This window comes from Myxococcales bacterium (assembly GCA_023898405.1).
Classification (GTDB): Bacteria; Myxococcota; UBA727; order UBA727; family JABDBI01.
The window spans coordinates 1,366,844-1,390,344 of the sequence record CP060221.1 but is presented as its reverse complement, the minus strand read 5'-3'; the positions used below and the strand labels follow the sequence as shown (position 1 = coordinate 1,390,344).

Below are 23,501 nucleotides of genomic sequence, written 5' to 3'. Positions count from 1 at the left end.
GTTTATCTAACCACGGAGTAATCGAGCGTTATAGATCGACCACCCCTCTTTAAATCAATCGTAAACTTACTGGCTGACCTGAGCTTACTAAACAATTGCAAAGCTTTTTCTGGGGTATTGAGCTCAAAACCATTGATTCTGGTCAACACGTCCATTTTCTCAATTCCTATTTTTTCGAACAAAGACCCTTCTTTTAGGTACACAAGTTTAAAGCCGGTATTTGCACCACCTGCATCAAGCTCCGGTACAGCACGAGCTTCAGTCATAAGCCGGGCAACATTTGATAGGGCCGTGTCAAATTCTTTTTGGTCAATTTCATAAGAAGTCGGACCGACTTTCCTTATTCCCTTACCCTCTTCTTCAGTGACCATTCCTAATCGGGGTCTTCGTATAATCCCTTTATCACCCTCTAATAAAGAAAGATACTCGTACTTCCCATTATTCAGTATATAGACGCGATCTTCTTCAATTCGAACAAGCTCCGCCCTCCCAAAAATAGAATTACAAGGGCGCGTAAGCTCCCAGTCCTTGCTAGGAAGAACCGTTTCTATTTCAGGATTATTTTTCTTGACATAAGCTTCACACTCATTGATCCCAAAAACCTCAGCGTTACCAGAGGAAAGATCCATTATCACAGCTCGTGAGTCCAAAGGATCAAAAAATACCATCGTACTTATTAACTTAAACGGCAAAGTAGAAGGACCTGCATCCTGCCAGTTGCCAGAAAATACTTCTTCTTCCTCACTTTCATCAGGGAGCAAAACCTGCTCTCTACGTGCTTCAAAAAGATTTCTTTCGTTAGCTATAGCAAAATTTTTTGCTTCGACAGCTTCAGAATTAAATCTCGCAAATTCGAAAGAAGGCTTTTCTGGGATTGACTTCGATACCCAGTATCCCATCAAAGTAGTGAAAGTTTTGGCTACAATAGCAGACATGATGCCCAAAAACACCAAATGTACAATCCAAAAATGTCGGCGAAAAAGCCAATTCACCGTACGACTCCCTGCAGTAGTGTAACCCTAAACAAACCAATGGGTACGATTCAATCTTTCCAAAAAAATCATAACTGTTATTTAAACAATTTGCCTCAAAATTGAAATGCTTTCAGCTAAAACCTAAAATTAAAATGAGGGTTTTGCCAAAAAGTTAACCTTAATTTATTTAATTTAATTAAAAAAAGCCCGGCATCACTCAATTTCAAGTTTTTGAGTTTTTATTTTTGCTCGGGCAGATTTAAGGAAATTTCAAAGCGAATTAATAAAGCTCTGCTATTTCTCTGTGATATTTTTGATTAATAAATTTTCTTTTTACCTTTAATGTAGGTGTATATTCCCCAGAATCGATACTAAATTCATGAGGCAATAATTTATATTTTTTTATTTGCTCTACAGAGGCTAATTTTTGATTAATGCCCAGCAAAGCACTGTTGATTTCTGAATAAATCGAATCTAGATTTTCAGCGGACATAAAATCATCTATACTTAGCCCTTTTTCAGAAGCCATTTTTTTTATATGTTCAAAATCTGGTGATAATAAGGCTGTAAGATATTTTTTATTATCACCAATAACAACTGCAGACTGGACATAAGGAAGATGCTTAAGCATTGATTCTATATTTTGCGGTGAAATATTTTTTCCACCAGCAGTTATTAAAATATCTTTCTTCCGATCTGTAATGGTCAAAAAACCATCTTTGTCTAAACTGCCAACATCTCCAGTATACAGCCACCCTTCTTTAACTACTTCCGCTGTTGCTGCAGGATCTTTATAGTAGCCCAAGAAAATATGCGGACCCTTTAAAAGAATTTCTCCATCAGATGCAATTTTCACCTCTGCCCCCGGCATAACCTTGCCGACCGATCCAATTTTTGTACTATTGGGAAGACTTAAAGTAGTTGGGCCACAGTTTTCAGACTGCCCATAGAGCTCATAGATAGGGATATCTATGCTAGAAAAAAAATTAAGTATGTCTTTTGATATTGGCGCGGCACCTACCGCACAGATTCTCACTTTACCCAAACCAATTTGTTCTTTTATTTTTGGAAATATTTTTTGGCGCGCAAGCAAATATCGCAGACTTGTCCATAGAGAAGGCATTTTTCCTTCATAGCGGGCGCTAAAATATTCGGATGCAGACTCTCTAAAGTACATCAATACTTTTTGACTCAAGGCATCTTTTTCGCTGATGGCACCTTTAATACCTTCGTAAATCTTTTCATAAACGCGGGGTACCCCAAAAAACACAGTTGGTTCTACCTCTTTTAAATTACTCTTAAACTTTTCCGGTGACTCCACAAAATAACAACTTATTCCACAGTCTATCGGAGCATAAATGGTAAGCATTTGCTCGGCTATATGCGCAAGCGGAAGATAAGAAATTTCTTTATCCTTTGCACTACATCCCCACACTTGAACCATTGTCTGAACCGTCCAGGCTATAGAAGCATGGGACAACATGACCGATTTGGGATTGCCCGTGGTTCCTGAGGTATAGATCATGGTGGCAATACTATTTGGATCCACTGCCGAAAATTTTTCATCCACTACCGAAGCTTTTATTGTTTTTCCTGCTTGTAGAAATTCGCTCCACTTTAAGACATTTTCGTCTTCTGTTTTTTCTTCCGACATTAAAACAATGAGCTTAATTTTTTTGAATTGATCAACTTTTGGTTTTATCTGTTTTCTGTATCGTTCCAAATTTTCAACAATCAATACTTCTGCATCGGAATGATCAACAACATAAAATACTTCATCAGCTGAGCTTGAAGTATAAACTCCAACAGAAGTAGCGCCTATGTATTGAGATCCAACAGCAGCTATGAGCCACTCCAGACGATTGAAACCCAGAATAGCGATTTTTCCACCGCTATCGACTCCAGCATTAATAAGAGATTTGGCAAAGCTAACAACCCGATCGTGATAAACTTCCCAGTTAACTCCCTGCCATGAATTCTTTTGTTTAAAAAAGTAAGCTGCTTCATCTTTATGATGAAGGGCACGCTTCTTCAGACGATCGATACAGATGTCTCTTTGCATTGCTCTAACCTTTGTCCGTGGTTATCAGAAGGTATATGAGACAACTGTTAATATTGGTTATTTATTTAATTATTTTTAAAAAACATTGCCCACCACTAAATAAAAACGAGGGGTAAAATTTTCTGCAGGACTCATCGCAAGATCTGCCCGAATCACAAATGTTTTATTCCAATGTATGCGCAAACCTGTTCCAAATCCAAAGTGTATATCACTCAAATCTTTTGCTAAATTTTTATAATCCAAAGCTGTCACACCAATATCACCCAAAGCAACGCCAGTTAAATCAAAATCTTGCTTAAATAAGTTGAATGACAAAAAAGTATAACGAAACTCAATTTGCTCTATAGCCTTAAGGCGACCTACATAGAGTTGCTCACGAATACCTCGCCCAAGATACTGACCTCCTATAGCATTATAATCACTGATGGATTGACTACCTCCGACTCGGGACAATGCTTCAAAGGGAAGTGTTCCATAAAAGATGGAATCAAAAATTGTTTGTGATGCAAAAACAAAGCGGCGCTCATCATCAAATGGAAAATAAAATCTCGCAGATAGATTGGCAGCTACATAATCCCAATCGCTCCCAATAAATGACGCTCCTCCTCTAATACTTGACTCAAGCCAATACCCTGAGGTTGGGGCTGGCTCATTATCACGGCTATCCAACATAAGTCCAAGCTCAAGCGTGCTGAGGTAACCGTCTATTTTTTTATTTTTAAAATCTCTATCGAAAAGCGAATTGGGATAAGGACCTTTTTCACTAAAATCTCTATTGAGAAAATAGTTTCCGCGGTAACTTGTCATCAGCTCAAGCTTTGCATCACCTTGCCACAGTATCCACCGAGAAAATATTTCGCCAAAAAAAGACATGAAGCGATTTTCATAATATCGTCTGATGAATTCTTCTTTCTTTTCCTCTGAAAGAGATAGTTTATTGGCTTCTATCTTTGCTCGTTCTTCATCACAATTGGCCTGATTTCCAAGTCCGCAATAATTTTGAGCAGGTGTAGAATAAAACCCTAATCTTCCAGTTAAACGCCATGGCAAACCAAAAGCCTTTAGTCTGTCAAAAGTGAGAGCATGTGAATTTACCCATTTTGTAGTTAAATAAATTTTTAAGCCAATACTGGTTTGATAAGGCTTGTACCCCTCTTCATCGATGTACATATTACCAATGACACCGCTCCCCAAACCTGTATCCGCTCCAAAACCAAAGGCAGGAATTCCAGAAAACCTGATTTTCTTTTCATTTTCTTGAGCAAAAGCAGTGGTCGTTACTAAAATACTAACCATCAGACATAACGCTTGAATAAATAATTTTTTTTTCATTTCTATCACCACCTTGTCAGCCCACAATTTGTTCGATTATTTTTTGATAGTTACTCAATTCCGATTGAAGTGACAATTTTTGATCCTCAAGTTCAATTTTATTCACATCAAAATTCATCAGTTCTAAATAAAATTTTATTTTTGGTTCCGTTCCACTAGGACGAATTATCAATCTGCCTAAATTTGTTATTTCAAAAATTATTATATCAGCAATAACTTTCTCATAAGGGCCTTTATTTTGAGGTTGGGAAAGGTCATGCTTTACCCAGCAATTTCCGTGATATGGTATAATTTCGTTTTCGGACAGCAGACGTAATTTTTTCATAACTCTATTCATTTCATCGTGAGCATGAATTCCCTTAAAACGCTTCGACCACTGAACATTTAAATGAAGTCCAAATTGAAGATAGAGTTGATTCAAAAAATTCCATACCGAAATTTTTTCTTTGGATAAGTATGCCGCTATTTCCATAAAATGTACCGCTGCATTAATTCCATCTTTATCCAAAACAATTTTTCCCACTAAAAAGCCAATTGCTTCTTCATAAGCAAAGACAAATTTTGCATTTGTTTTTTTCTCTTGCTCAATAGCCGCATGAGCAATATTACTAAAGCCAGTGAGACCATCTACATAAAATGCTCCCAAAGACTTTGCTATGTTTTTTAGCATTCTCGAAGAGACAATACTGCTGGCTACCAAAGGGTTTACGCCTTCTTTAATGCCTTTATCAAGACTGAAATAACCTAATAGACAGCCCATCTCATTTCCAGAAAGCTTCTTAAATTTTCCATCATCATCACGACAGGCCACTTGCAGTCGATCTGCATCAGGGTCATTGGCAAACACCCATGAAATTTTTGACTCATCAGCCTTAACATAAGCCAAATCCAAAGCATTCTTTTCTTCTGGATTGGGAAAATCAAGAGTTGGAAAATCGCCATCTGGTTCCGACTGTTTTTTTACAATTTCAATCTGATAAAACCCGCTTTCATTAAGGGCACGCAAAAAATATTTTTTTCCCACTCCATGAAATGCTGTATAGACAATAGCTAATGATTTATCGAGATCATCTTCATCAAAAAATCTACTGCTTTTTATTTTCCGGAAATATTCATCGATCACACTTTGATCAATTGATTTTGATAATGTGGGAACTTTCTCGTGCGAATTTAAAAAATCATTTCTCATAGGTGCAGTTATCATATTATTTTCGATGCGCTTTAGGCTTTCACCATAGAGTTGACGGCTTTTTGAATCATAAAGCTTAATGCCATTATCACTTCCAGGATTATGGCTAGCAGTGATCATCACTCCGAAAGTTGCATTTAAATTTCTAGTTGCAAAAGCACATAGAGGAGTTGGTACACACTCAGAAAACATAAGTGATGGGATGTTGCATCTATCGAGCACACTCACAACTTCGCAAGCAAATTTATAGCTGTTATGTCGAGCATCATAGCCAACTACAACAAGCGCTGTTCGATGATTTTGTGCCTTTACTTCTAAAGATAGGGCATAAGCTAAGCGATACACGGAAACAAGATTCATACGCTTGTAACCTGCTTCCATTTTTGCCCGTAACCCTGCAGTTCCAAATTTCAAAAAACTACTCAGCCTATCCTCGAGTTCAGCATGTTTTTCTTTTTTTCCTTTGAGCGCAATCAATTCATCTTTATTTTTTTTTTCTGGATCCTCTAAGAGATAATCACTCAATTTTTTTTGCAGAAATTCATTCATCAATGTCATCCATTAGGCCCGATAAAAGTGATGGTCACGATTGCATGTTAGACATTATCAGAGAAGGAGTAAACCAAGCATGACACTAATAGCAATATCTCTAAACAGCTAAATTTGGTGAAGGAATTTTTTATTTGAAACATCGTACAGCTGCCAAAGGTTTAGTTAAGACCATTTAAAAAAAAGCGATCATAAAACCATGAACTGTTCACACGAAAAAATAAAATCACTAGCAAAACCATTTTTTTTTCAAAATGAATCACTATTCAGTCAACGACTAAACAGCACACCACTTTTTTGTTTACATGGTCGAGTACTAGAATTTACTTCACTGGTTATTCGCGCTTCGGTTCCCTTAGTAAGTGTGGGTGAAATGGTTCACATCACTCGTTCAAATTCAAAAAGCTTACTTCCAGCTCAGGTGGTTGGTTTTAGAGAAAATGATGTTTTTCTCATGCCTTTGGATGACACTACAGGATTAAGTCCTAACTCACAAGTAATCCCGAGCACAAAACCATTCATGCTAAAAGTTGGTTATCAACTTTTGGGTCGAGTACTCAATGGCTTAGGAAATCCCATCGATAATAAAGGAAATGTACAAGACATTTCTTTACTGCAAGATTGGCCTCTCAATCGTCAGGCTCCAGATCCCTATACAAGAAAACCTATTTGCGAACCTCTTTCCTTGGGAGTTCGTGCCATCGATAGTTTACTTACGATAGGCAAAGGACAGCGAGTAGGTTTGTTTGCTGGATCAGGAGTAGGAAAATCATCACTCATGGGACAAATTGTTCGGAATACCGAAGCAAAAATAGTGATTGTCTGTTTAGTTGGTGAACGTGGAAGAGAAGTGATGGAATTTATCAATGATACATTAAAGGATTCACTCAATAAATGTATCGTCATTGTTGCAACTTCAGATCAACCAAGTTTGGTTCGCTACCTTAGTTGCTATGTCGCAACTGCCATCGCTGAATGGTTTCGTGATCAAGGTGAAGATGTTTTATTTCTTATGGATAGCGCAACACGTTTTGCCAGAGCACAAAGGGAAATAGGGTTAGCCCTTGGAGAGCCTCCAGCACGACAAGGTTATCCTCCGAGTGTATTTGCTGAAATTCCAAAGCTCATGGAACGAACGGGCACCAATCATATTGGATCTATCACTGCACTTTACACCGTTTTGGTTCAGGGAAGCGATTTTGATGAACCCATTGCTGACGAAGTAAGAGGGATACTCGATGGTCATATTATTTTAAATCGCTCTTTAGCCGAACGAGGTCATTGGCCAGCAATTGATGTTTTGCCTTCGTTGAGTCGAGTTATGAATTCAATTGTCGATGATAGACAAAAAAATGCTGCATCTCGTTTACGATCTTTGCTATCTGTTTACGAAAAAAATAAAGATTTAATTTTATTGGGTGCATATAAATCTGGATCGGATTCGGAGGTTGATATGGCGATAAGAAAACTTCCTCAAATAAACTCATTCCTAAAACAGCCAATCAGTGATTTCACTGACTATCACCAAACAAGAAACGAACTTCTAAGACTCGTGTGAAACTATGAAGTATTCGCTCGTTACGCTCCTTAAAGTGAGAGAGCACAATAAAAATTGTGCCGAAAAAAAGCTATCACAAGCTCATTTTGAACTTCAATCCGAGCAAAAAAAGCTAACACAGATTAAAAGAAATCTCGTACAAACCATCAACGGACGCTCAGCATTACAAGAGAATTTTTTTGTACGCGCGCAAAATGGTCCAATCAACAAGAGCCAAACCATGCTTATGGCATCAATTTTACAGAAAAATTTGTCATCTGAGCAAAGCATTAAAAAATCTCTTGACCAGCAGGAAGAAGCAGTTAAACAAGCATACGAGCGAAAAAACTCGGCTATGACGGATGCGGTCGAAGCACAGCGTGAACTAAAAATTATCAATAAGCATCACAGCCTTTGGCAACTTAATCATAAAAAATACGAAAATTTAAAAGCTGAATATGAAAATGATGATCAAAACGGAATGCGTTTTTGGTCGAGGCGCCAACGTGTCTAAAAATTTAAGAGCTGAACAAATATGCAAATCAAAAAAAGCTGTTCCAGCGAAAAAAATTTTTATCACACATGGCAAGAAAAGTAATTTCTGTAATCAGCTTCTCCATAAAATATCAAATAAAAAAATTTCAGAAAAAATTCACTCACATCATAAAAATAAAAACCTATTCGACAATGAAATAAACATCGATCAATCTAATAGTCCAATAAATGATTTTTCACTCAATGAATTTCATCATATTAAAAGTGAAAATCTATCTATCCATTCAATTAAAAATTCGGAAAATTTTCATATTGAAAAAACTACTGTTCCAAATCTAACTCTCATCGAACTGCACAATTTAATTAAAAAAATAAGTCTAAGTTTCAACGAAAATAAAATGAACAGTAGTTTTTATGTTTCCCAAGGTTTATTTAAAAATGCTCATTTCAGTCTTTGTTGCAATAAAAATGATTTGGATATTGTTCTGCTCAATGCTCGCCCAGAGGCTGTAGATGTTCTCAAACAACATCAAAATTATCTGAGCAAAAAATTGGCGGCTAAAGAAATAAATTTGCAAAATCTCGTGTTTAAGTAGGAGGGATTTTTTTCAACCTCAGCGGAGATTGCGCGAGCAATGGCTTTTGAGAATTCACAGGTAATTGGCCAAGTTGCTGAAATGATTGATGAACGTAAGGCTCGCTTAATAAATTTTAGCTTAAAGCATTCAACTCTAGCGAACTTTCTTTCTCCTGTCATTGATTGCATTGCGCATAGCATAGAGACCTTTTACCGAAGTCCTACCACAATCGAATTTGGTAGCACAACCTTCCTACCTCACAATGGCGTCGAAGATACTAACCAATTTGACGATCTTTTTGTTAAATTACTACATGTGAAAAGCGGCCATATATTTTATGTAGCACTCGATTCAAATTTGAGCAGAACATTTCTAGCTCGACTGCTGGCTTCTTCATTAATAGACGAGAAACCCGGTCTTTTATTTTCATCAACGGAAAAGGGTTTATTTTCATTTATTGTTGCTCGTCTTATCATTGAGCTTTCTAAATCCTTAGGCGATAAAATGCCACTTTTAAAAATACTTGGAGTATTTCACACCAACGAAGATAAAATTAAAAATAATTTTGATGACGACTTTTTGATCCATAATTTTATTCTCAATTCAATGGAAAACAAATACATCTTAAATTTATTTATTCCTCTCTCCATGAGTAACTTAGTCCCTCAAAACAATGTGAATATTAATCGAGCACTGGAAAGATGCAGACATATTAACCGAAATTTTTCGATTATTGCTCATCGTTTTTTAGTTGATTTAAATACAGTTAAAAATATGTCGTGTGGCGATATGATAATTTTTAATGATTCAACATTGTCTTGGTCTCAAAAAATACTGCAAGGATCAATCAACGCCCAATGGGACCAACTATTTTTCAAGGGCTTTATCTTTGTAAAAGATTCTTGTTATTTTTTTCGTTTTGATCACTTACAGGAAGAAGAAAGAATGCCAGTGAAAGCTATCGAAATTTCTAATGAAAACGCATTTGGAGCAAGTGCTCATGAAAAAAAACAAAATGTTAGCGAGCTTGTACAAAACATGCGCGTTGCTATGAGTATAGAGGTTTCTAGACTTCCCATGACACTCAAAGAAATTGGGCAACTGCAATCCGGACAAATTATCGACCTACAGCAAAAGATCGGTGACCCTTTAGAAATGGTTATAGAAAACAAAGTCATCGGCTATTGTACTCCTATTCAGATCAACGGCCGATTAGGTATTAAGATTCTCGATCTCAATGATGATAGTGAGTGATTGTGGAATCGTTTTTATTGATTAAAATTTTGATCGGCATAAGTACCTTTTTGGCTGCCATCTACTTGATAGTCATTCTCATTAAAAGACGATTTTTATCATCACATGGAAGCCCTCCTAATTCTATTAAAATAATTTCATATCGTCGTATTGATCAAAAAACTGCGCTTAGTTTAGTGGAAATTGAAGGCAGGAAATTTTTGCTCGCATCAAACGGCACAGCATTAGCTCTTGAACAAATAAAAAATACCCGAATAAAGCTGAGTGATTCAGACGTTTAAGCAGGCTATGCTACGTAAAAAATTTTCCACTCCCTATTTATCTGCAACGAATTTTTTTATCGTTTCTGCTCTTTGCGTGCTCGTATTCCCTCTGTGGGCTCACGAAAAATATATTGGATCCGATACAGGATTTTTGAGCGATCCATTTTATTTATTATTTTTTCTTATCGGCATAAGCTTACTTCCATTTATCGCCATCATGGTGACAAGCTTTGCTAAAATTATTGTCGTTTTATCCATTACCAGACAGGCTTTAGGAACTGCGCAAGCTCCGCCCAACATCGTGATCGTCAGCCTTAGTATGATTTTAACAATTTTTTCTATGTATCCTGTGTTGAGCAGTATCTACCAGGAGCTTGAAGCAAAAAATTTTTTCCAAAAGCCTCAAAAAGAATCTCTTGAATTATTGATAGAAACAGCCAAAGAGCCCTTTAGAGCATTCATGAATGAACGAACAAAAGATAAGGACAAGGAATTATTTTTATCTATCTTGAAAAAAAACGATGTTCACAGCGAAGTGAATGAAAGCGATTTTATTATTTTAGCACCAGCATATTTGATCAGTGAGTTGAGCCACGCGTTTCAAATCGGTTTTTTGGTTTATCTGCCCTTTTTGGTAGTTGACATGACCATAGCAAATCTGCTTATGGCTTTAGGAATGCAGATGCTTTCTCCCACCACTATAAGTTTGCCGTTTAAAATTCTTTTGTTTGTTTTGGTTGATGGTTGGCATCTCCTCGCTCAAGGATTGTTGAAGGTCTAAAATGGAACAGCTAATTGCACTTAGCAAAGAAGCAATATTTGTCATTATCATCGCGTCGATGCCGGCCATAGCGGCAAGCCTTATCGTTGGAATTTTGGTAGCTCTTTTTAGTGCTACAACCCAAATTCAAGAGCAAACCTTAAGTTTTGCCCCAAAGATGATCGCTGTATACCTGGCCCTCATCGCTTTTGCAGCGCCTTTAGGAAAGATGATTCTTGAGTTTAGCAGATCGTGCTTTCTAAATTTTACGTTGCTTCCATGAATGTAGATCATTTTTCTCATTTTCTTGATGATCCAAAACTTCATCACTATCTGCTTATTTTTTTACTTATATTCACACGCTGGCTTTCCTTAAGCTTGATTACTCCTATTTTTGGAGCAGCTCTATTACCTGCAATTGTTCGTATTGGTCTCGCTTTCTCCATGAGTACCCTAAGTTTTTTGACTATCTATAATGAAAACCTTGTGTTCGAAAAAAACATAATTTTTATCTCTGCCTTATTTATAAAAGAAGGGTTAATAGGATTTATCTTAGGTTTTTTTATTAGCCTGATATTTTTTGCCTATGAAATGGCTGGCCAGTTTATCGATAATGCTCGAGCAGCAAGTATGGCAAAAATGCTCGTCCCTGAATTACGTGTGCATTCATCACCTATGGGAACCATGTTTTTTCAATTATCTTTGGCGCTCTTTGTGGTGCTTGGACTTCACCGAAGCATTATATTGACAGCCTATAAAAGTTTTGAAGAGTTCCAGGTCACAAGCCTTAATATCAATGTAAGCTACGAATATATTTTAGCCTTATCACTCAAGTTATTGAGCTCGCTTTTTGTTTTTGCCACTAAACTTGCTTTACCAGTGATAATTATTTGCTTTTTGATCGATTGCGCCTTTGGCCTTATGAATCGCGTGGCCCCACAGATCAATGCATACTTTTTATCGCTCCCTGCTAAAATTGTATCAGGACTTATAATGCTATTTCTTTGTTTAACATTTCTATTGGATGATTTTTTACAGCATTATCAGCTCTTTAAAATCTTTAGCGAAGGCCTTTTCTCATTCCCATAAAAAAAAGCCCTCGGCTTTAATGCAAAGGGCTTTTTTGTCTGCCTTACTTTTTTAGAAGGCACCTTTCTATCTGATAGAACATCTATCTCAATAGAAAAATTTTCTATTATTCGACGAGCTCTTCGGATTCACTACCACTGGTAACAAGGTTCTTAATTTTCTCTGCTCCACTGGCAACTTTCCCTGCAATAGCTCCAACCAATCCTTTAAGAGCATCGGTCACTGCACCATACTCTACGCTTGTATCATTAAGATCCAAGCTATTTTCCATGGATTCCTCTTCTCCCTTGTTACCGCGCAAAAGCCCAGCAAATTTTTCTGCTCCACTGGCAACTTTATCCTTGATAGCACCAACTAAGTTTTTAGCGGCATCGCTGATAGCACCATAGTGAGCATTTGCATCGCTCAGGCTTAACTGATCATCCATAAAATTGGCTGCTGGTTGTTCAGATGTGCTCTTTGAGCCGCCACCGAAGATCGAGCTTACAACATTCTTGATGGTATCAAGAAGAAAGTACTGTCCTTGGGCAGTATCAAGATTGATTTCATCATCCATAGAATTAGCTGCTGGTGCTATACCCATATCGGCAGGACCAAATGAAACCCTTGCCTTTGGCCTATCCCCTGACGCATCCTTCATCTCCATGCCTTGTGCTCTAGCTTCTTCTTTACCTTTGCTCAAACCTAGCAGCTTTGTCACCGAATCTAACAGAAACTGGTCGGTATTAGAACCACTCAGGCTCAGCCCCTGCTCATCCAGATTGGATAGCGTCATTGCTGTAACGTCATTTATCAATGCATTTTCGCTTGGGCTCAAATTATTCTCTGCTCGAACACCAAAACTCACCATCAGAGCTAAAGCTCCAAAAAGTGAAATAATCTTACCTGTCATAATATTCTCCATTTTGCATTCAATAATGGGTTGGTTTGATGGCATTGCTAAAACCGCCCCATGCATAGATATAACGATCAGCCGCAATTATTCACGAGAGGATCTGGCCCAAAAAATATTACTCAAATAATCCAGCCAATTAAACCAGAAAAAACCTAAAAAAAATGCGATCCTCATGGCAATAAACTCACCAAAAAAGATCACCAATCTCAATTTTGAACAAATCTATTTTTTATCGTAAACGGCGCCACTCAAGCAAAATTCTTTGAGCAATTTTATCCTTTGATAAAGCGTGTTTTTCGTAGAGACTCTCTGGAGTTCCAGACTCACCAAATTCATCATCAATACCAATCCTTAGCAGTGATGGCACCAAACCATGGGCTGTCGCTGCCTCAGCAATGGCTCCTCCCAAACCTCCTATAATGCTATGATCCTCGATAGTCACTAAAAGTTTCGAATGTTTAACTGCACAGGCAATGTTCTCTTCATCTACCGGTTTAAGTGAGCTTGCATTGTAAACCGCCACATCGATTCCCTGAGCTTTGAGTTCTTGCGCAGCACTTAGAGCATTAAAAACTGTACCGCCTGTTGCAAATACACTGATATCTTTGCCGTTTTTTAAAAGTGGGAATTTACCTGCTACAAATTGGTAAGTATCATCATGAACACGTACCAAATCTTGGCGAGTCAATCGCAAATATGCGGGATTTTTTGAAACGATCAAATAATCCATAATGGATGCAGTTTCTACATCATCAGCTGGTTGAAAGACTTCCATGCTCGGCAATGAGCGCATCAAAGCAATATCCTCGAGCCCTTGCTGTGAATAGCCATCTTCTCCAATGCCAACTCCGGCGTGGGTCCCAACTATTCTTACAGCAGCTCCAGAGTAGGCCACACTCATTTTAATCTGATCAAATCTCCCTGTAATAAAACAGGCAAAGGAGCAAGCAAAGGGAATATATCCACTTAATGCTAATCCTGATGCAACGCCGATCATGTTAGCTTCAGCGATACCCATTTGAAAAAATCGCTTTGGGTATTTTTGACTAAAAGCAAAACTGTTGGTGCTCTTGGAAAGATCAGCATCCAGCGCTACAATTTTTGGGTTTTCACCAAGTTTCACAAGACTATCGCCAAATGCTTTTCTACTAGCCACTTTTATTTGCATGTTGAAGCTCCTAATTCGTTGATGGCTTTTTCAAGTTCTTCTTTAGATAAAGCTTTGCCATGCCAAGCAACGGTGTCAGCCTCCAAAAAAGAAACCCCTTTTCCCTTTATGGTATTGGCAATGATCATAGTGGGATGCTCACGCTCTCGATGGGCATCTTTAATTGCTTGATGAATTTGTGAATAGTCATGTCCATCAATAGTGAGTACATGCCAGCCAAAACTTCTAAAACGCTCTGCTAATGGTTCAATATTCATGACATTGTTTACAAGACCATCGATCTGTCCCTGATTGCGGTCAACTATGGCGGTAAGATTACTCACTTTGTAATGGGATGCGCACATGAGTGCTTCCCAAACTTGTCCCTCTTGCAGTTCACCATCTCCCAAGAGAGCATAGACACGATAATGATCTTTTTCTTGCTCCACTCGAGCAGCCAAAGCCATACCGAGCGCTACAGATAAGCCTTGTCCCAATGATCCCGTTGAGGCTTCAATACAATCGAGCAGACGATTTGCTGGGTGGCCCTGTAAAGGTGAGCCTAATTCCCTCAGATGAAAAAGTTTGTCATGTGAAAAATATCCACAATGAGACAACACGGCATAGAGCGCAGGGACCCCATGACCTTTTGATAAAACAAAACGATCACGACTAGGATCTTTAGGATTTTTTGCATCGTGATGCATTTCATTCATATAAAGCTCAAGAATTATATCAAGCGCGCTGAGCGATCCTCCTGGGTGGCCATTGCCTGCCTTGCTAATCATTTTGAGAATATCAATGCGCAATCTCTGAGCTATTTCGTAAAGTTCACCGGCTGATGTTCGCATATTAAATCCACTTTTAAGATTCTTTTTGCTCTAAGTGTGGCGGTCAAGATCGCGATGTTCAACCCGTATGGAATCAATTTTATCTTTCATCTGCTCATACAATGCCTCGATTATGGAAACCGAGCGATGGCGTCCACCTGTACAACCAACCGCAATTGTGAGATTTGCTTTTCCTTCCTTATGATAGAGAGGATAAAGAAAATCAATCATATCAGTTAATTTCTGTAGAAACGATTTGGCTTCATCAAAATTAAAAACATAATCAAAAACTTCTTTTTCCAGTCCAGATTTAGAGCGCAGTTGTGCTTGATAAAAGGGATTATGTAAAAATCTTACATCAAAACAAAGATCAAGCTCATTGGGAACACCATACTTAAAACCAAAACTCATTAAAGTAAGATTAAGATAACTAGTTTCTTCGCTGAACTCAGTTTGTAAAAAACTTCTCAATGCATGAGCAGTGAGATTGTCTGTAAAAATAATTTTGTTTGCTAATTTTTTGATCGGCAGTAAAAGTTTATTTTCTCTATCGAGAGCAGCTCTTACTCCTATGCCGTTATTAAGAGGGTGGCGTCTTTTAGTTTCTTGATAGCGATGGATAATTTTTTCATCTGAAGCATCGAGAAAAATTAATAACTTATCATAATCATTTTGATTGATAGACTGCCATTTTTCGGGAAGCGTCCGCAGAAATTCGATTTCTCTTACATCAGCGATAATAGCAATTTTCTTCATTCTTTCTTGAGAATTTTTGACCAATAACAAAAGGTCATCGAGCAGTTGCGGTGGCAGATTGTCCACCACAAAATACCCTAAATCTTCGAAAGCATGAGCAGCTGTCGTTTTGCCAGCCCCCGAGCGCCCCGAAATAATAATCAAGCGACTCATGTGCTAATCGCCATTGTTACTCGTTTCAATGAGCCCATACTTATTGCCTTTCTTGCGGTACAACACATTAATATGGTCTGTTTTAGCGTTTAGAAAAACTAAAATATCATTGTGCAGCAAATCCATTTGCATTACTGCTTCATCGAGCATCATTGGTCGCGCTTGAAACTCTTTCGTTTCCACAATGGTTGGTGGAATATCAGAAGGGGCTTCTTGATCAAGCTCACCACTTGCTTCAAGCAGTTTAAATTGCATTTTAAGTTTTGAACCATTCTTTGGGCGGTCCTTGCTAAGCCTTTCTCGGTAGCGCTTTACCTGCTTTTCAATTTTTTCTACCGCACGATCAATTGAATTATACATATCGCTCGATACTTCTTTACTGCAGATAATCAAACCGTGAGCATTAATATTCACTTCTGCTTTGAATAAATAACGCTCCGTACTTAATACAATATGAGCATCTGCATTATCTCCCAACCACTTTGCAAGACGACTTATCTTATCTATGCCATGGTCTTTGAGAGCATCACTTGCGGTCATATGGCGAAAAGTAACTGATGTTTGCATTGAATTCTCCACGTAGCGGCATCGTTAGCCTACACCACCACTTTAGCAATCTATTATTCAGATATCCAACATCCATCCTATGTGTACAATAGTCTCAAGAATCAGAGAAGACATCCCCCTGTTGAGGTGAAAAATGAAAAATTTAGGTCAGCACTGGCACCAACGAATGCTCAAACATTTAAATAATCACAGAAGAAATTTTAATGAAGCAAGTCAGTGGTTTTCTCATATGCGCTTAAGATATTTTGCTGGCCATGAAATTTATCAAGAGCAGCTTAGCACACCTATACGGGTGGCCCACTTAAGCGATCAACATATAGGACGCGTTACACCTCATAAAGTGCAAAGAGAAGCTATCGACTTAGCTTTAAAAAAAAATCCAGACATTGTGGTACTCACCGGTGATTTTGTTTGTCACAGTGAACTTTATCTTGATGACCTTAGTGAAATAATTGGAAAAATTAATAAACCTTGTTTTGCTGTTTTGGGAAATCACGATCATTGGACCAATGCGCAGGCTGTAAGAAAAGCTCTGAAAAAAAGTGGCGTAGAGGTATTGGACAACGCCAACACTATTATCAACATCGGTACAGATAGACTTCAGATTGTCGGACTAGATGATGCCTACACCAAACATGCAGACATTAAAAAAGCCGTTTTTGGGATGAAAAAAAATATTGCAACCTTAGGTTTGAGCCACATTGCCGAACAAGCAGATCTTTTATGGCCTCATCATGTTCCCTTAGTTCTTTCAGGACATACGCACGCAGGACAAATAACTGTAGCAGGAATTCATGAACTTATTTTAAAAAAAGTAGTAGGCCATCGTTATATTCACGGTTTTTATGGGCACCTAGATCAAGCTCATCCTCATGGCGCTGTGTATGTCTCTGCAGGTATTGGAGCCGCCGTTATGCCCATACGCTTAGGTGAAAAAGGCAAAAGAGAAGTAGCGCTCTTCGACCTTGGTGCTACCAAAGATAGCCTTGATCATGATTTTTACAAAAAATAATTTATGAAATCATTGAGCCCCCCGAAAAGTGTACTTCGGGATCATAAGGATTGTTAGTAAAATAAGTTGCGGACATGATAGTCTCACCTGATTCAGAATCAAATTCACTTTTAATTTCTACTGAGCTGCCATCTTCATTTTCACAGACAAGTGAAAGATGTTGAGGAGCAGTGCTATCAAATTCTCCTACGCAATTTTCAAAATAAGCTGCTTGTGTATCTCCCAGCGCTGTAATATTCACTGAGTAGCTTGCCTTCTCGTCCTGATCCATATCTCTTTGCACAAACATGTCATAGACTACCATTTCTTGAAATATATTTACTGATGGATCAAAAAGGAACATGCCGAGCTCTTGTCCGTGCTCCCAGGCGGCATATATGAACTCGTCACCTTCATTCCCAAATATCTCCACCTTTTGAGTTTCATCTTCGGATAAGAATGCTCGAACTCCTTCAGTTTCTTCATCCAAAGCTTGTGAAAATTGGGCGATAAGACTACCATCTATGGATTCTACAATAAAATCGCTTTTCCCTTCACTACCGGTTATAAGCCTTGCCTGAATTTCTTTTTTTTGTACCAGATAAGCAATATTTTCTGCGTACAGCTGATTGATAAAGAGTGCTAACAGCATAAGACAACTTTTCTTCATAGCTCATCCTTCTGTATTTACCCCAGTATTTTCGGATAAAGCGAAAAAAAGTTGTTCCTGGCATCCAAAATCATTGTTTAAGAACAAGAACTAATATGAAAGTATTTTTCTTAGTCAGCTTTTGCTTTTGCGTTACTTCTTGGTCTGAAACAAAACACATCTCCAACAATGAAATTGGAGAATATTTAGAGTATGATTTGGAGCGAAACAAAGCTGCAATCTTAAAACGCGAGGCTAAATATCATGGGGCAAAAATTATTAAGGCTCCGCTCATAGCCACAAGAAAAATTAATAAAAAAGTAGCCAATAAAATTAGCCAGACAAAAAATTCAATAAAACTATTTTTTAGCAGCTCAAGAAGTGTAAGTGGCAACCGCAGCGCCATACCTCACGCACTTGAAAATTGGCAAAGCACTTTCTATTACAATGATTATCGCAATCTCGAACGCAGAGACCAGCCTGTTTCTTTGATGAGCATTGCTGGTGACAGTTGGTATTTGTTAAAGCGCTCTCTCTATACAGCTGGCGTGGTATTACCGAGAGAAAGTTGGCGTACCTTAAAATCTCTCGTCTACGGTGCATTTAATATTTTTATCGATTAAGGAGGACCTGAAAAGCCTCTCTGCATTTTGAGAAATTATTTTAAGAAGCGTCCATTTTGTCTTGCACGTTCAAGGGTGAGCGGTATCCGCACACCATCAACTATTACACCCAAAATATTATCTTCGTACTCAAGTCCAAAAAGATTAAATGCTCTTAATATCTGGATATTATCATGCATGTCTTGGTATTTTTTTTGAGTACGTATTGGTTCGTTTGGCCAAAATCTACCAGCCCATCTTTAGCTGAAACCACTGTGCCCACACGGATATCGAGTTTATGAAATGTCTCATTTTCATCAACTTGAGCCAGACGCTTGCTTGTTAGCGGGATAGGATCAAAGTTATGTTCCATGGAAAGGCTTACCTGAGAAATAGTTATAGTAGATAGCAATAATAGGACGTAGTGGCTAAAAAAAATATCATTATAATCTAACTCCTTAAGAAATAGCTGAACACTATTTAAAATGAAGCCTATAGCAATCAAGAAAATTATTTTCGAAATATTTTTCTTTGCCCAAAGCAATGTGTTGAATAAGACTTTAGTTATACCAATCCCAGAAATTAACTGGTCCTTTATTTTCTTCCCAGCTCTCGCTTTGCTGCGGGCATTCAACAATTAAAAGTTGGTTAATTTATGAGATTGCTATTATTACCTAAGCAAATAATTTCCTCTGTATTCAAACTCAATGGCTGTTTTTCCATCAAGATCCGTTGAACGGATATCGGCATCACTCTTAGACAGAGCTAAAACTGCATGCGCTGCAGCATCGGAAAGTTCATCGAGTGATTTGAGGGCCAAGGAATACTCTGGCAGTTCTCCTGTGTGAGCAAAATCATCGCAACTTTTGTGGTAGCAAGGATCATAAGGTGCATACGCAATGCCACCATAGATTTCCGCCAAACGCGCACTCTTTCTTCCCTCTGCGCCAGAAAATAATCCTCCAGCAGGAATTCCTGCTTGAATAAAAGGTCCGTAATCAGATCGCCCATCAAAAGAAGTTGGGTGAGAAACTAAGCCCATATCCTTAAAATAATCCAAAAAGATTTGCTCAATAAATCCTGACCCTTCGGAGGCACGGCTGCCGTTGTATACAAAGCGAGCATAGTTGGAAGAGTTGAGCATATCAAAGTTAAGCATGGCCAAGATATGTTTTTTTTCATTAGCTGAAAGCGAGCTTACATAATGTTCAGATCCCAAAAGCCCAAGCTCTTCAGCAGCAAACCAAATAAAACGAATTTTATTTTTGGGTTCAATTGAAAGCTGTGCATATTTTTGTGCAATGGAGAGTATCGTAGCGCTACCACTGCCATTATCATTTATACCTGGTCCATGAATGACGCTATCAAGATGAGAACCTACTACCAATACTCTCGTTTCATCACCTTTTGCTGTTTCTGCAATAAGATTTTGAACCATATGTCTTTTTTCAATCACGTCAATTTTTATGTGACCAAAATTTTCGGTCGCACCATGAGATTTGGAAGAGCTCAATTTCTGCCCAACCGCAAAGCTTGCCCCCAAAACTGGGTATTGAGCAAGAGGACCTCGAATACTACTGGAGATAACATCAAGGCGACCAGGATTTCCTTCATTAAAAATAATGACACCCACTGCACCTGCTGCATGTGCATTGTTCACTTTTGTTTGAAAAGTACAACTACCACGCTGAATCAGAGCGATATTTCCTTTGGTAAAATTACTAAAATCGCTCACCTCGCATCCAGATGTTGAACTGTTTGCTTTTGGGCTTGGTATTGTTAAATCGACCGCTTCTATTTGGGCTGTAAACTCTAAAGTTGCTTTTTGGCTCATAATCGAAAAATCTTCATCGAGTTTAAAAGGATATTTTTCTGGCTTGCTTTGCTCAAACTGAGGTTCACTATTATTCTCACTAAAATAAAGAGGAAAACTTTGGCGGCTTAACTGATAGCCACTAATTTTTAATTGATTTTCAACATAATCCAGCGATTGTTTATATCCTTCGCCTTTAACAAATCGATTTCCGTTATTGTTCAATGCAATTTTTTCTAATTCTTTTTGGTGATGCCTAATTCCTTCTACCGTTAGACTTTCACGCAACAATGAACTTTCTTCTAAGTTAAAAGTATCTGAGCTTGCTGTACCAGACACAATCATTAAAAATATGCAACAAAGACCACTATAATGATTCACTTTTATTTTCATCTATTGGACTCCAATTTTTACCATAAAAACAATTTACACAATTTCGCTATTTACTTCCCAAAACATTCAAGCAAATAAAATACAGCAAATTAATCACACACACAGATAATAAAAATATTTTTTCACATAAAAAATACAGAAAAATTATGACAAATAATCTCTTTTGTTTTAATTAATTTTTAGAACTTAAAAATGTTTCAGTTTTTTGGTCTTTGAACAAAGCTGACCCAACTAAACGACTAAAAAAGCAACATCATAACTTTCTAGGAGTTGTCATGAGGTTAATTCAATTTTTTGGTTTACTTCTTGCCATGGCTACCACTTTGCACGCGCACATCTTACAGAGGACTCCAACTGCGAAGGCATGGCCATATTGTCAAGAATCGGTAGAAACTTACGAATGGAGTGAGCAAACACCTTTAGGCTTCAGCGGAGGCGATCTGTTCGCTGTCACCGGTCAGAAACGTGACGTAAAGTTTATCTATGGTTATAAAACAGGCGAAAGCATGGGATATGTGGAACTTAAGCAACGTTCACCAATCGTCAGATATATTCACTCAGAACCAATTTATACTTCCGATAATACTTTTGATATCGGTATCGTATGTCCAAGTGCTCGAGTAGAAGTTGACGTTGACTTTAAGATCTATTCTGAAGATAAAGCGTTCGATGATAATTTTGCTACGACGCTTTCTTCGGGAACACTTGATTGGTGCTTCGAAGGAGATTGCCCCAATGCTGGTTCGTACGCTGACATCTACTTTAGTCTTGATCTTGATAAGCTCAATGGCAACTTTCACAAAGATATTCCTGCACCAGTAAATCAAATGCGTTGGTGGGGACGCTTTTATGAAGATGAAATGACCGCAAATATTTCATACTCAAATTGCGAATGCGATGAGAGTGGATGTGTTTCATTTCAGGTAAATGGAGCTAGCATCGAGTCTTACAATCCATAATTTCAACAACATTTAAATTTTCGTGAGCCGGTATTGTTGTACCGGCTTTTTTAATTAGAGCTTAAGTAAAATTTTATCCAGCTTGAGCTCGGGAGAAAATTGTGAGCATTAATATTGCAGTGCTTGGTACTGCTTCTGATGTAGGAAAAAGCCTCTGCGCTACGGCACTTTGTCGCATCTTCCACGATATGGGATTAAATGTCGCTCCCTTTAAAGCCCAAAATATGTCTAACAATTCATTTGTTTCCTTAGATCAGGGGGAGCTTGCTCGAGCACAAGCTGTGCAAGCTCATGCTGCATGTATTGAACCCAGCGTTCATATGAATCCAATTTTGCTTAAGCCACTGAATAACACTACATCTCAAATTATTGTTCATGGAAAAGTATTAGAAAATAAATCGGCGCGCGATTATTTTGTTGATACAAAATTTTTTAAAGAAAAAGCATTTTCTAGTCTTGATTATTTAAATTCTCATTTCGATATGGTGATTCTTGAAGGAGCAGGCTCATGCGCTGAAATAAATTTGCGTGCTTGTGATTTCACAAATTTTGAAGCTGCTCATCACGCTAATGCTCATGTTATTTTGGTTGCTGACATTGATCGAGGTGGAGTATTTGCTCAAGTTTGCGGCACCTTAGATTTGCTGGGAAAAAAAGATCTCTCTCGTGTAAAAGGCATTATCATAAATCGATTTCGTGGAGATATTGAACTTTTTAAAGATGGTGTTGATTTTATCGAAAAAAAAACCAACTTGCCTGTGTTAGGGGTCATTCCATTTTTTTCTGACATTCATATTGACTCCGAAGATGGTCTCCCGCTCGATGCAGTTGTCGATCCACAAAAAGCGCTCGAAAAAAAATTGATCAACATCGCTGTATTATTACTCCCGCATATTTCCAATTTCACCGATTTTTTTCCTCTCAACATTTCACAACTTTCCTGCCTGCACTTTCTCAGAAAACCTCGCAATCTTTCGGGTTATGATCTGCTCCTTATTCCCGGCAGCAAAAATGTTCGTTCAGACCTTAACTGGCTCCACCACTCAGGATGGAGCGCTGAAATACTGAGATTTAGAAAAAAAGGTGGTAGTATTGGGGGTATTTGTGGTGGTTATCAGATGCTGGGAGAAAAAATTCACGATCCCAATGCTATTGAGTCAAGTGCTGGCGAGACATTAGGATTATCACTCCTGCCAATTGAAACGACTCTAGATAAAAATAAACAATTACATCGCATTGAGGGAGAATGTCTTAACACAAGACAAATCATCCAAGGTTATGAAATTCACCACGGAATTACTAAAAAAACAAAAAAGTGCCACTCTTTTATAAAGATAATTTCTCAAAATAGCATCGTCATTAATCGAGAAGATGGGGCTATGAGCGATGACAACAAAGTCTGGGGTTGTTATGTGCACGGCTTATTTGATTTACCGCATTTTAGATTTTCATTTTTACAATCGCTTACCAATAAAAAAATCAACTGGTCTGAAATTACATCTCAACCAAACCAGAGCAGTGAGCGCGATAACTATCACAAGCTTGCTCATCATTTCCGCTCACATTTAGACATGAGAAAATTAAAAAATATTGCCGGGATAAGCTCATAATACCAACCTCTGAAATTAACCGAGCTTTTTATTGGCACAACGCTTTTTTAAAAA

Annotated in this window: 24 protein-coding genes; 12 read left to right on the top strand and 12 right to left on the bottom strand. The window is 38.0% G+C overall.

Annotated elements, in window-relative coordinates; translation table 11 throughout:
* Positions 1-2: 2 nt before the first annotated feature.
* The 4 genes from H6731_06260 to H6731_06245 all read right to left on the bottom strand — a co-directional run bounded on the left by H6731_06260 (position 3) and on the right by H6731_06245 (position 6,106).
* Positions 3-992 carry a hypothetical protein gene (locus tag H6731_06260; GenBank protein USN49880.1) on the bottom strand — a complete coding sequence of 330 codons (990 nt, stop codon included), beginning with the start codon at positions 990-992 and terminating at the stop codon, positions 3-5.
* A 262-nt stretch (positions 993-1,254) separates the two neighbouring features.
* Positions 1,255-3,036, bottom strand: a complete 1,782-nt coding sequence (locus tag H6731_06255; protein USN49879.1) for a long-chain fatty acid--CoA ligase — start codon at positions 3,034-3,036, stop codon at positions 1,255-1,257.
* 75 nt (positions 3,037-3,111) lie between these two features.
* Complete coding sequence (locus tag H6731_06250) at positions 3,112-4,368, bottom strand: BamA/TamA family outer membrane protein (protein ID USN49878.1); 1,257 nt, start codon at positions 4,366-4,368, stop codon at positions 3,112-3,114.
* Between the two features lie 16 nt (positions 4,369-4,384).
* Positions 4,385-6,106: a phospho-sugar mutase gene (locus H6731_06245; GenBank protein ID USN49877.1), complete on the bottom strand. Its 1,722-nt coding sequence runs from the start codon at positions 6,104-6,106 to the stop codon at positions 4,385-4,387.
* A 199-nt stretch (positions 6,107-6,305) separates the two neighbouring features.
* Here H6731_06245 and H6731_06240 point away from each other — a divergent pair, with 199 nt between their 5' ends.
* Genes H6731_06240 through H6731_06205 form a run of 8 tightly spaced genes read left to right on the top strand, consistent with a single transcriptional unit; the run spans position 6,306 to position 12,082 of the window.
* On the top strand, positions 6,306-7,664 hold the full coding sequence (locus H6731_06240) for a FliI/YscN family ATPase (protein USN49876.1): 1,359 nt from the start codon (positions 6,306-6,308) through the stop codon (positions 7,662-7,664).
* 4 nt (positions 7,665-7,668) lie between these two features.
* Positions 7,669-8,157: a hypothetical protein gene (locus tag H6731_06235; GenBank protein USN49875.1), complete on the top strand. Its 489-nt coding sequence runs from the start codon at positions 7,669-7,671 to the stop codon at positions 8,155-8,157.
* Positions 8,150-8,734, top strand: coding sequence for a hypothetical protein (locus H6731_06230; GenBank protein USN49874.1), 585 nt, complete (start codon positions 8,150-8,152; stop codon positions 8,732-8,734). Before H6731_06235 ends, H6731_06230 begins: the two co-directional genes overlap by 8 nt.
* 39 nt (positions 8,735-8,773) lie before the next feature.
* Positions 8,774-9,970 carry a FliM/FliN family flagellar motor switch protein gene (locus H6731_06225; GenBank protein USN49873.1) on the top strand — a complete coding sequence of 399 codons (1,197 nt, stop codon included), beginning with the start codon at positions 8,774-8,776 and terminating at the stop codon, positions 9,968-9,970.
* A 2-nt stretch (positions 9,971-9,972) separates the two neighbouring features.
* Positions 9,973-10,251: a flagellar biosynthetic protein FliO gene (locus H6731_06220; GenBank protein ID USN49872.1), complete on the top strand. Its 279-nt coding sequence runs from the start codon at positions 9,973-9,975 to the stop codon at positions 10,249-10,251.
* Positions 10,252-10,258: 7 nt separating this feature from the next.
* Positions 10,259-11,014, top strand: a complete 756-nt coding sequence (gene sctR, locus H6731_06215) for a type III secretion system export apparatus subunit SctR (GenBank protein ID USN49871.1) — start codon at positions 10,259-10,261, stop codon at positions 11,012-11,014.
* A gap of 1 nt (position 11,015) precedes the next feature.
* The gene (locus tag H6731_06210; GenBank protein USN49870.1) at positions 11,016-11,276 is read left to right on the top strand and encodes a flagellar biosynthetic protein FliQ; all 261 of its coding nucleotides are present in this window, start codon (positions 11,016-11,018) and stop codon (positions 11,274-11,276) included.
* The gene (locus H6731_06205) at positions 11,273-12,082 is read left to right on the top strand and encodes a flagellar biosynthetic protein FliR (GenBank protein USN49869.1); all 810 of its coding nucleotides are present in this window, start codon (positions 11,273-11,275) and stop codon (positions 12,080-12,082) included. Before H6731_06210 ends, H6731_06205 begins: the two co-directional genes overlap by 4 nt.
* A 106-nt stretch (positions 12,083-12,188) precedes the next feature.
* Here the strand turns inward: H6731_06205 and H6731_06200 are convergent, their stop codons facing one another.
* From H6731_06200 to raiA, 5 genes are all read right to left on the bottom strand, one after another.
* A complete protein-coding gene (locus H6731_06200; protein ID USN49868.1) occupies positions 12,189-12,974 on the bottom strand; it encodes a hypothetical protein in 786 nt (261 codons plus the stop codon).
* Between the two features lie 232 nt (positions 12,975-13,206).
* The gene (locus H6731_06195) at positions 13,207-14,145 is read right to left on the bottom strand and encodes a transketolase family protein (GenBank protein USN49867.1); all 939 of its coding nucleotides are present in this window, start codon (positions 14,143-14,145) and stop codon (positions 13,207-13,209) included.
* Positions 14,136-14,975 (bottom strand): transketolase, encoded by an 840-nt coding sequence (locus H6731_06190; protein USN49866.1) that lies wholly within the window; start codon positions 14,973-14,975, stop codon positions 14,136-14,138. Before H6731_06190 ends, H6731_06195 begins: the two co-directional genes overlap by 10 nt.
* A 30-nt stretch (positions 14,976-15,005) precedes the next feature.
* Complete coding sequence (rapZ, locus tag H6731_06185) at positions 15,006-15,863, bottom strand: RNase adapter RapZ (GenBank protein USN49865.1); 858 nt, start codon at positions 15,861-15,863, stop codon at positions 15,006-15,008.
* A gap of 3 nt (positions 15,864-15,866) precedes the next feature.
* Positions 15,867-16,430, bottom strand: a complete 564-nt coding sequence (gene raiA, locus H6731_06180) for a ribosome-associated translation inhibitor RaiA (protein USN49864.1) — start codon at positions 16,428-16,430, stop codon at positions 15,867-15,869.
* A gap of 229 nt (positions 16,431-16,659) precedes the next feature.
* Between raiA and H6731_06175 the strand changes: the two genes are divergently transcribed.
* Positions 16,660-17,442, top strand: coding sequence for a metallophosphoesterase (locus tag H6731_06175; GenBank protein USN51949.1), 783 nt, complete (start codon positions 16,660-16,662; stop codon positions 17,440-17,442).
* Position 17,443: 1 nt separating this feature from the next.
* On the opposite strand, the gene H6731_06170 is transcribed toward H6731_06175, so the two are convergent.
* The gene (locus tag H6731_06170; protein USN49863.1) at positions 17,444-18,091 is read right to left on the bottom strand and encodes a hypothetical protein; all 648 of its coding nucleotides are present in this window, start codon (positions 18,089-18,091) and stop codon (positions 17,444-17,446) included.
* A 95-nt stretch (positions 18,092-18,186) separates the two neighbouring features.
* On the opposite strand from H6731_06170, the gene H6731_06165 reads away from it, so the two are divergent.
* Positions 18,187-18,693, top strand: a complete 507-nt coding sequence (locus H6731_06165; protein ID USN49862.1) for a hypothetical protein — start codon at positions 18,187-18,189, stop codon at positions 18,691-18,693.
* A gap of 35 nt (positions 18,694-18,728) precedes the next feature.
* Here H6731_06165 and H6731_06160 read toward each other — a convergent pair whose 3' ends face one another.
* Together H6731_06160 and H6731_06155 are read right to left on the bottom strand one after the other, a co-directional pair.
* On the bottom strand, positions 18,729-18,872 hold the full coding sequence (locus tag H6731_06160; protein ID USN49861.1) for a hypothetical protein: 144 nt from the start codon (positions 18,870-18,872) through the stop codon (positions 18,729-18,731).
* A gap of 470 nt (positions 18,873-19,342) precedes the next feature.
* On the bottom strand, positions 19,343-20,878 hold the full coding sequence (locus H6731_06155) for a M20/M25/M40 family metallo-hydrolase (GenBank protein USN49860.1): 1,536 nt from the start codon (positions 20,876-20,878) through the stop codon (positions 19,343-19,345).
* Between the two features lie 275 nt (positions 20,879-21,153).
* Between H6731_06155 and H6731_06150 the strand changes: the two genes are divergently transcribed.
* Both H6731_06150 and H6731_06145 read left to right on the top strand, forming a co-directional pair.
* Positions 21,154-21,837: a hypothetical protein gene (locus H6731_06150; protein ID USN49859.1), complete on the top strand. Its 684-nt coding sequence runs from the start codon at positions 21,154-21,156 to the stop codon at positions 21,835-21,837.
* A gap of 101 nt (positions 21,838-21,938) precedes the next feature.
* The gene (locus tag H6731_06145) at positions 21,939-23,447 is read left to right on the top strand and encodes a cobyric acid synthase (GenBank protein ID USN49858.1); all 1,509 of its coding nucleotides are present in this window, start codon (positions 21,939-21,941) and stop codon (positions 23,445-23,447) included.
* Positions 23,448-23,501: the final 54 nt, after the last annotated feature.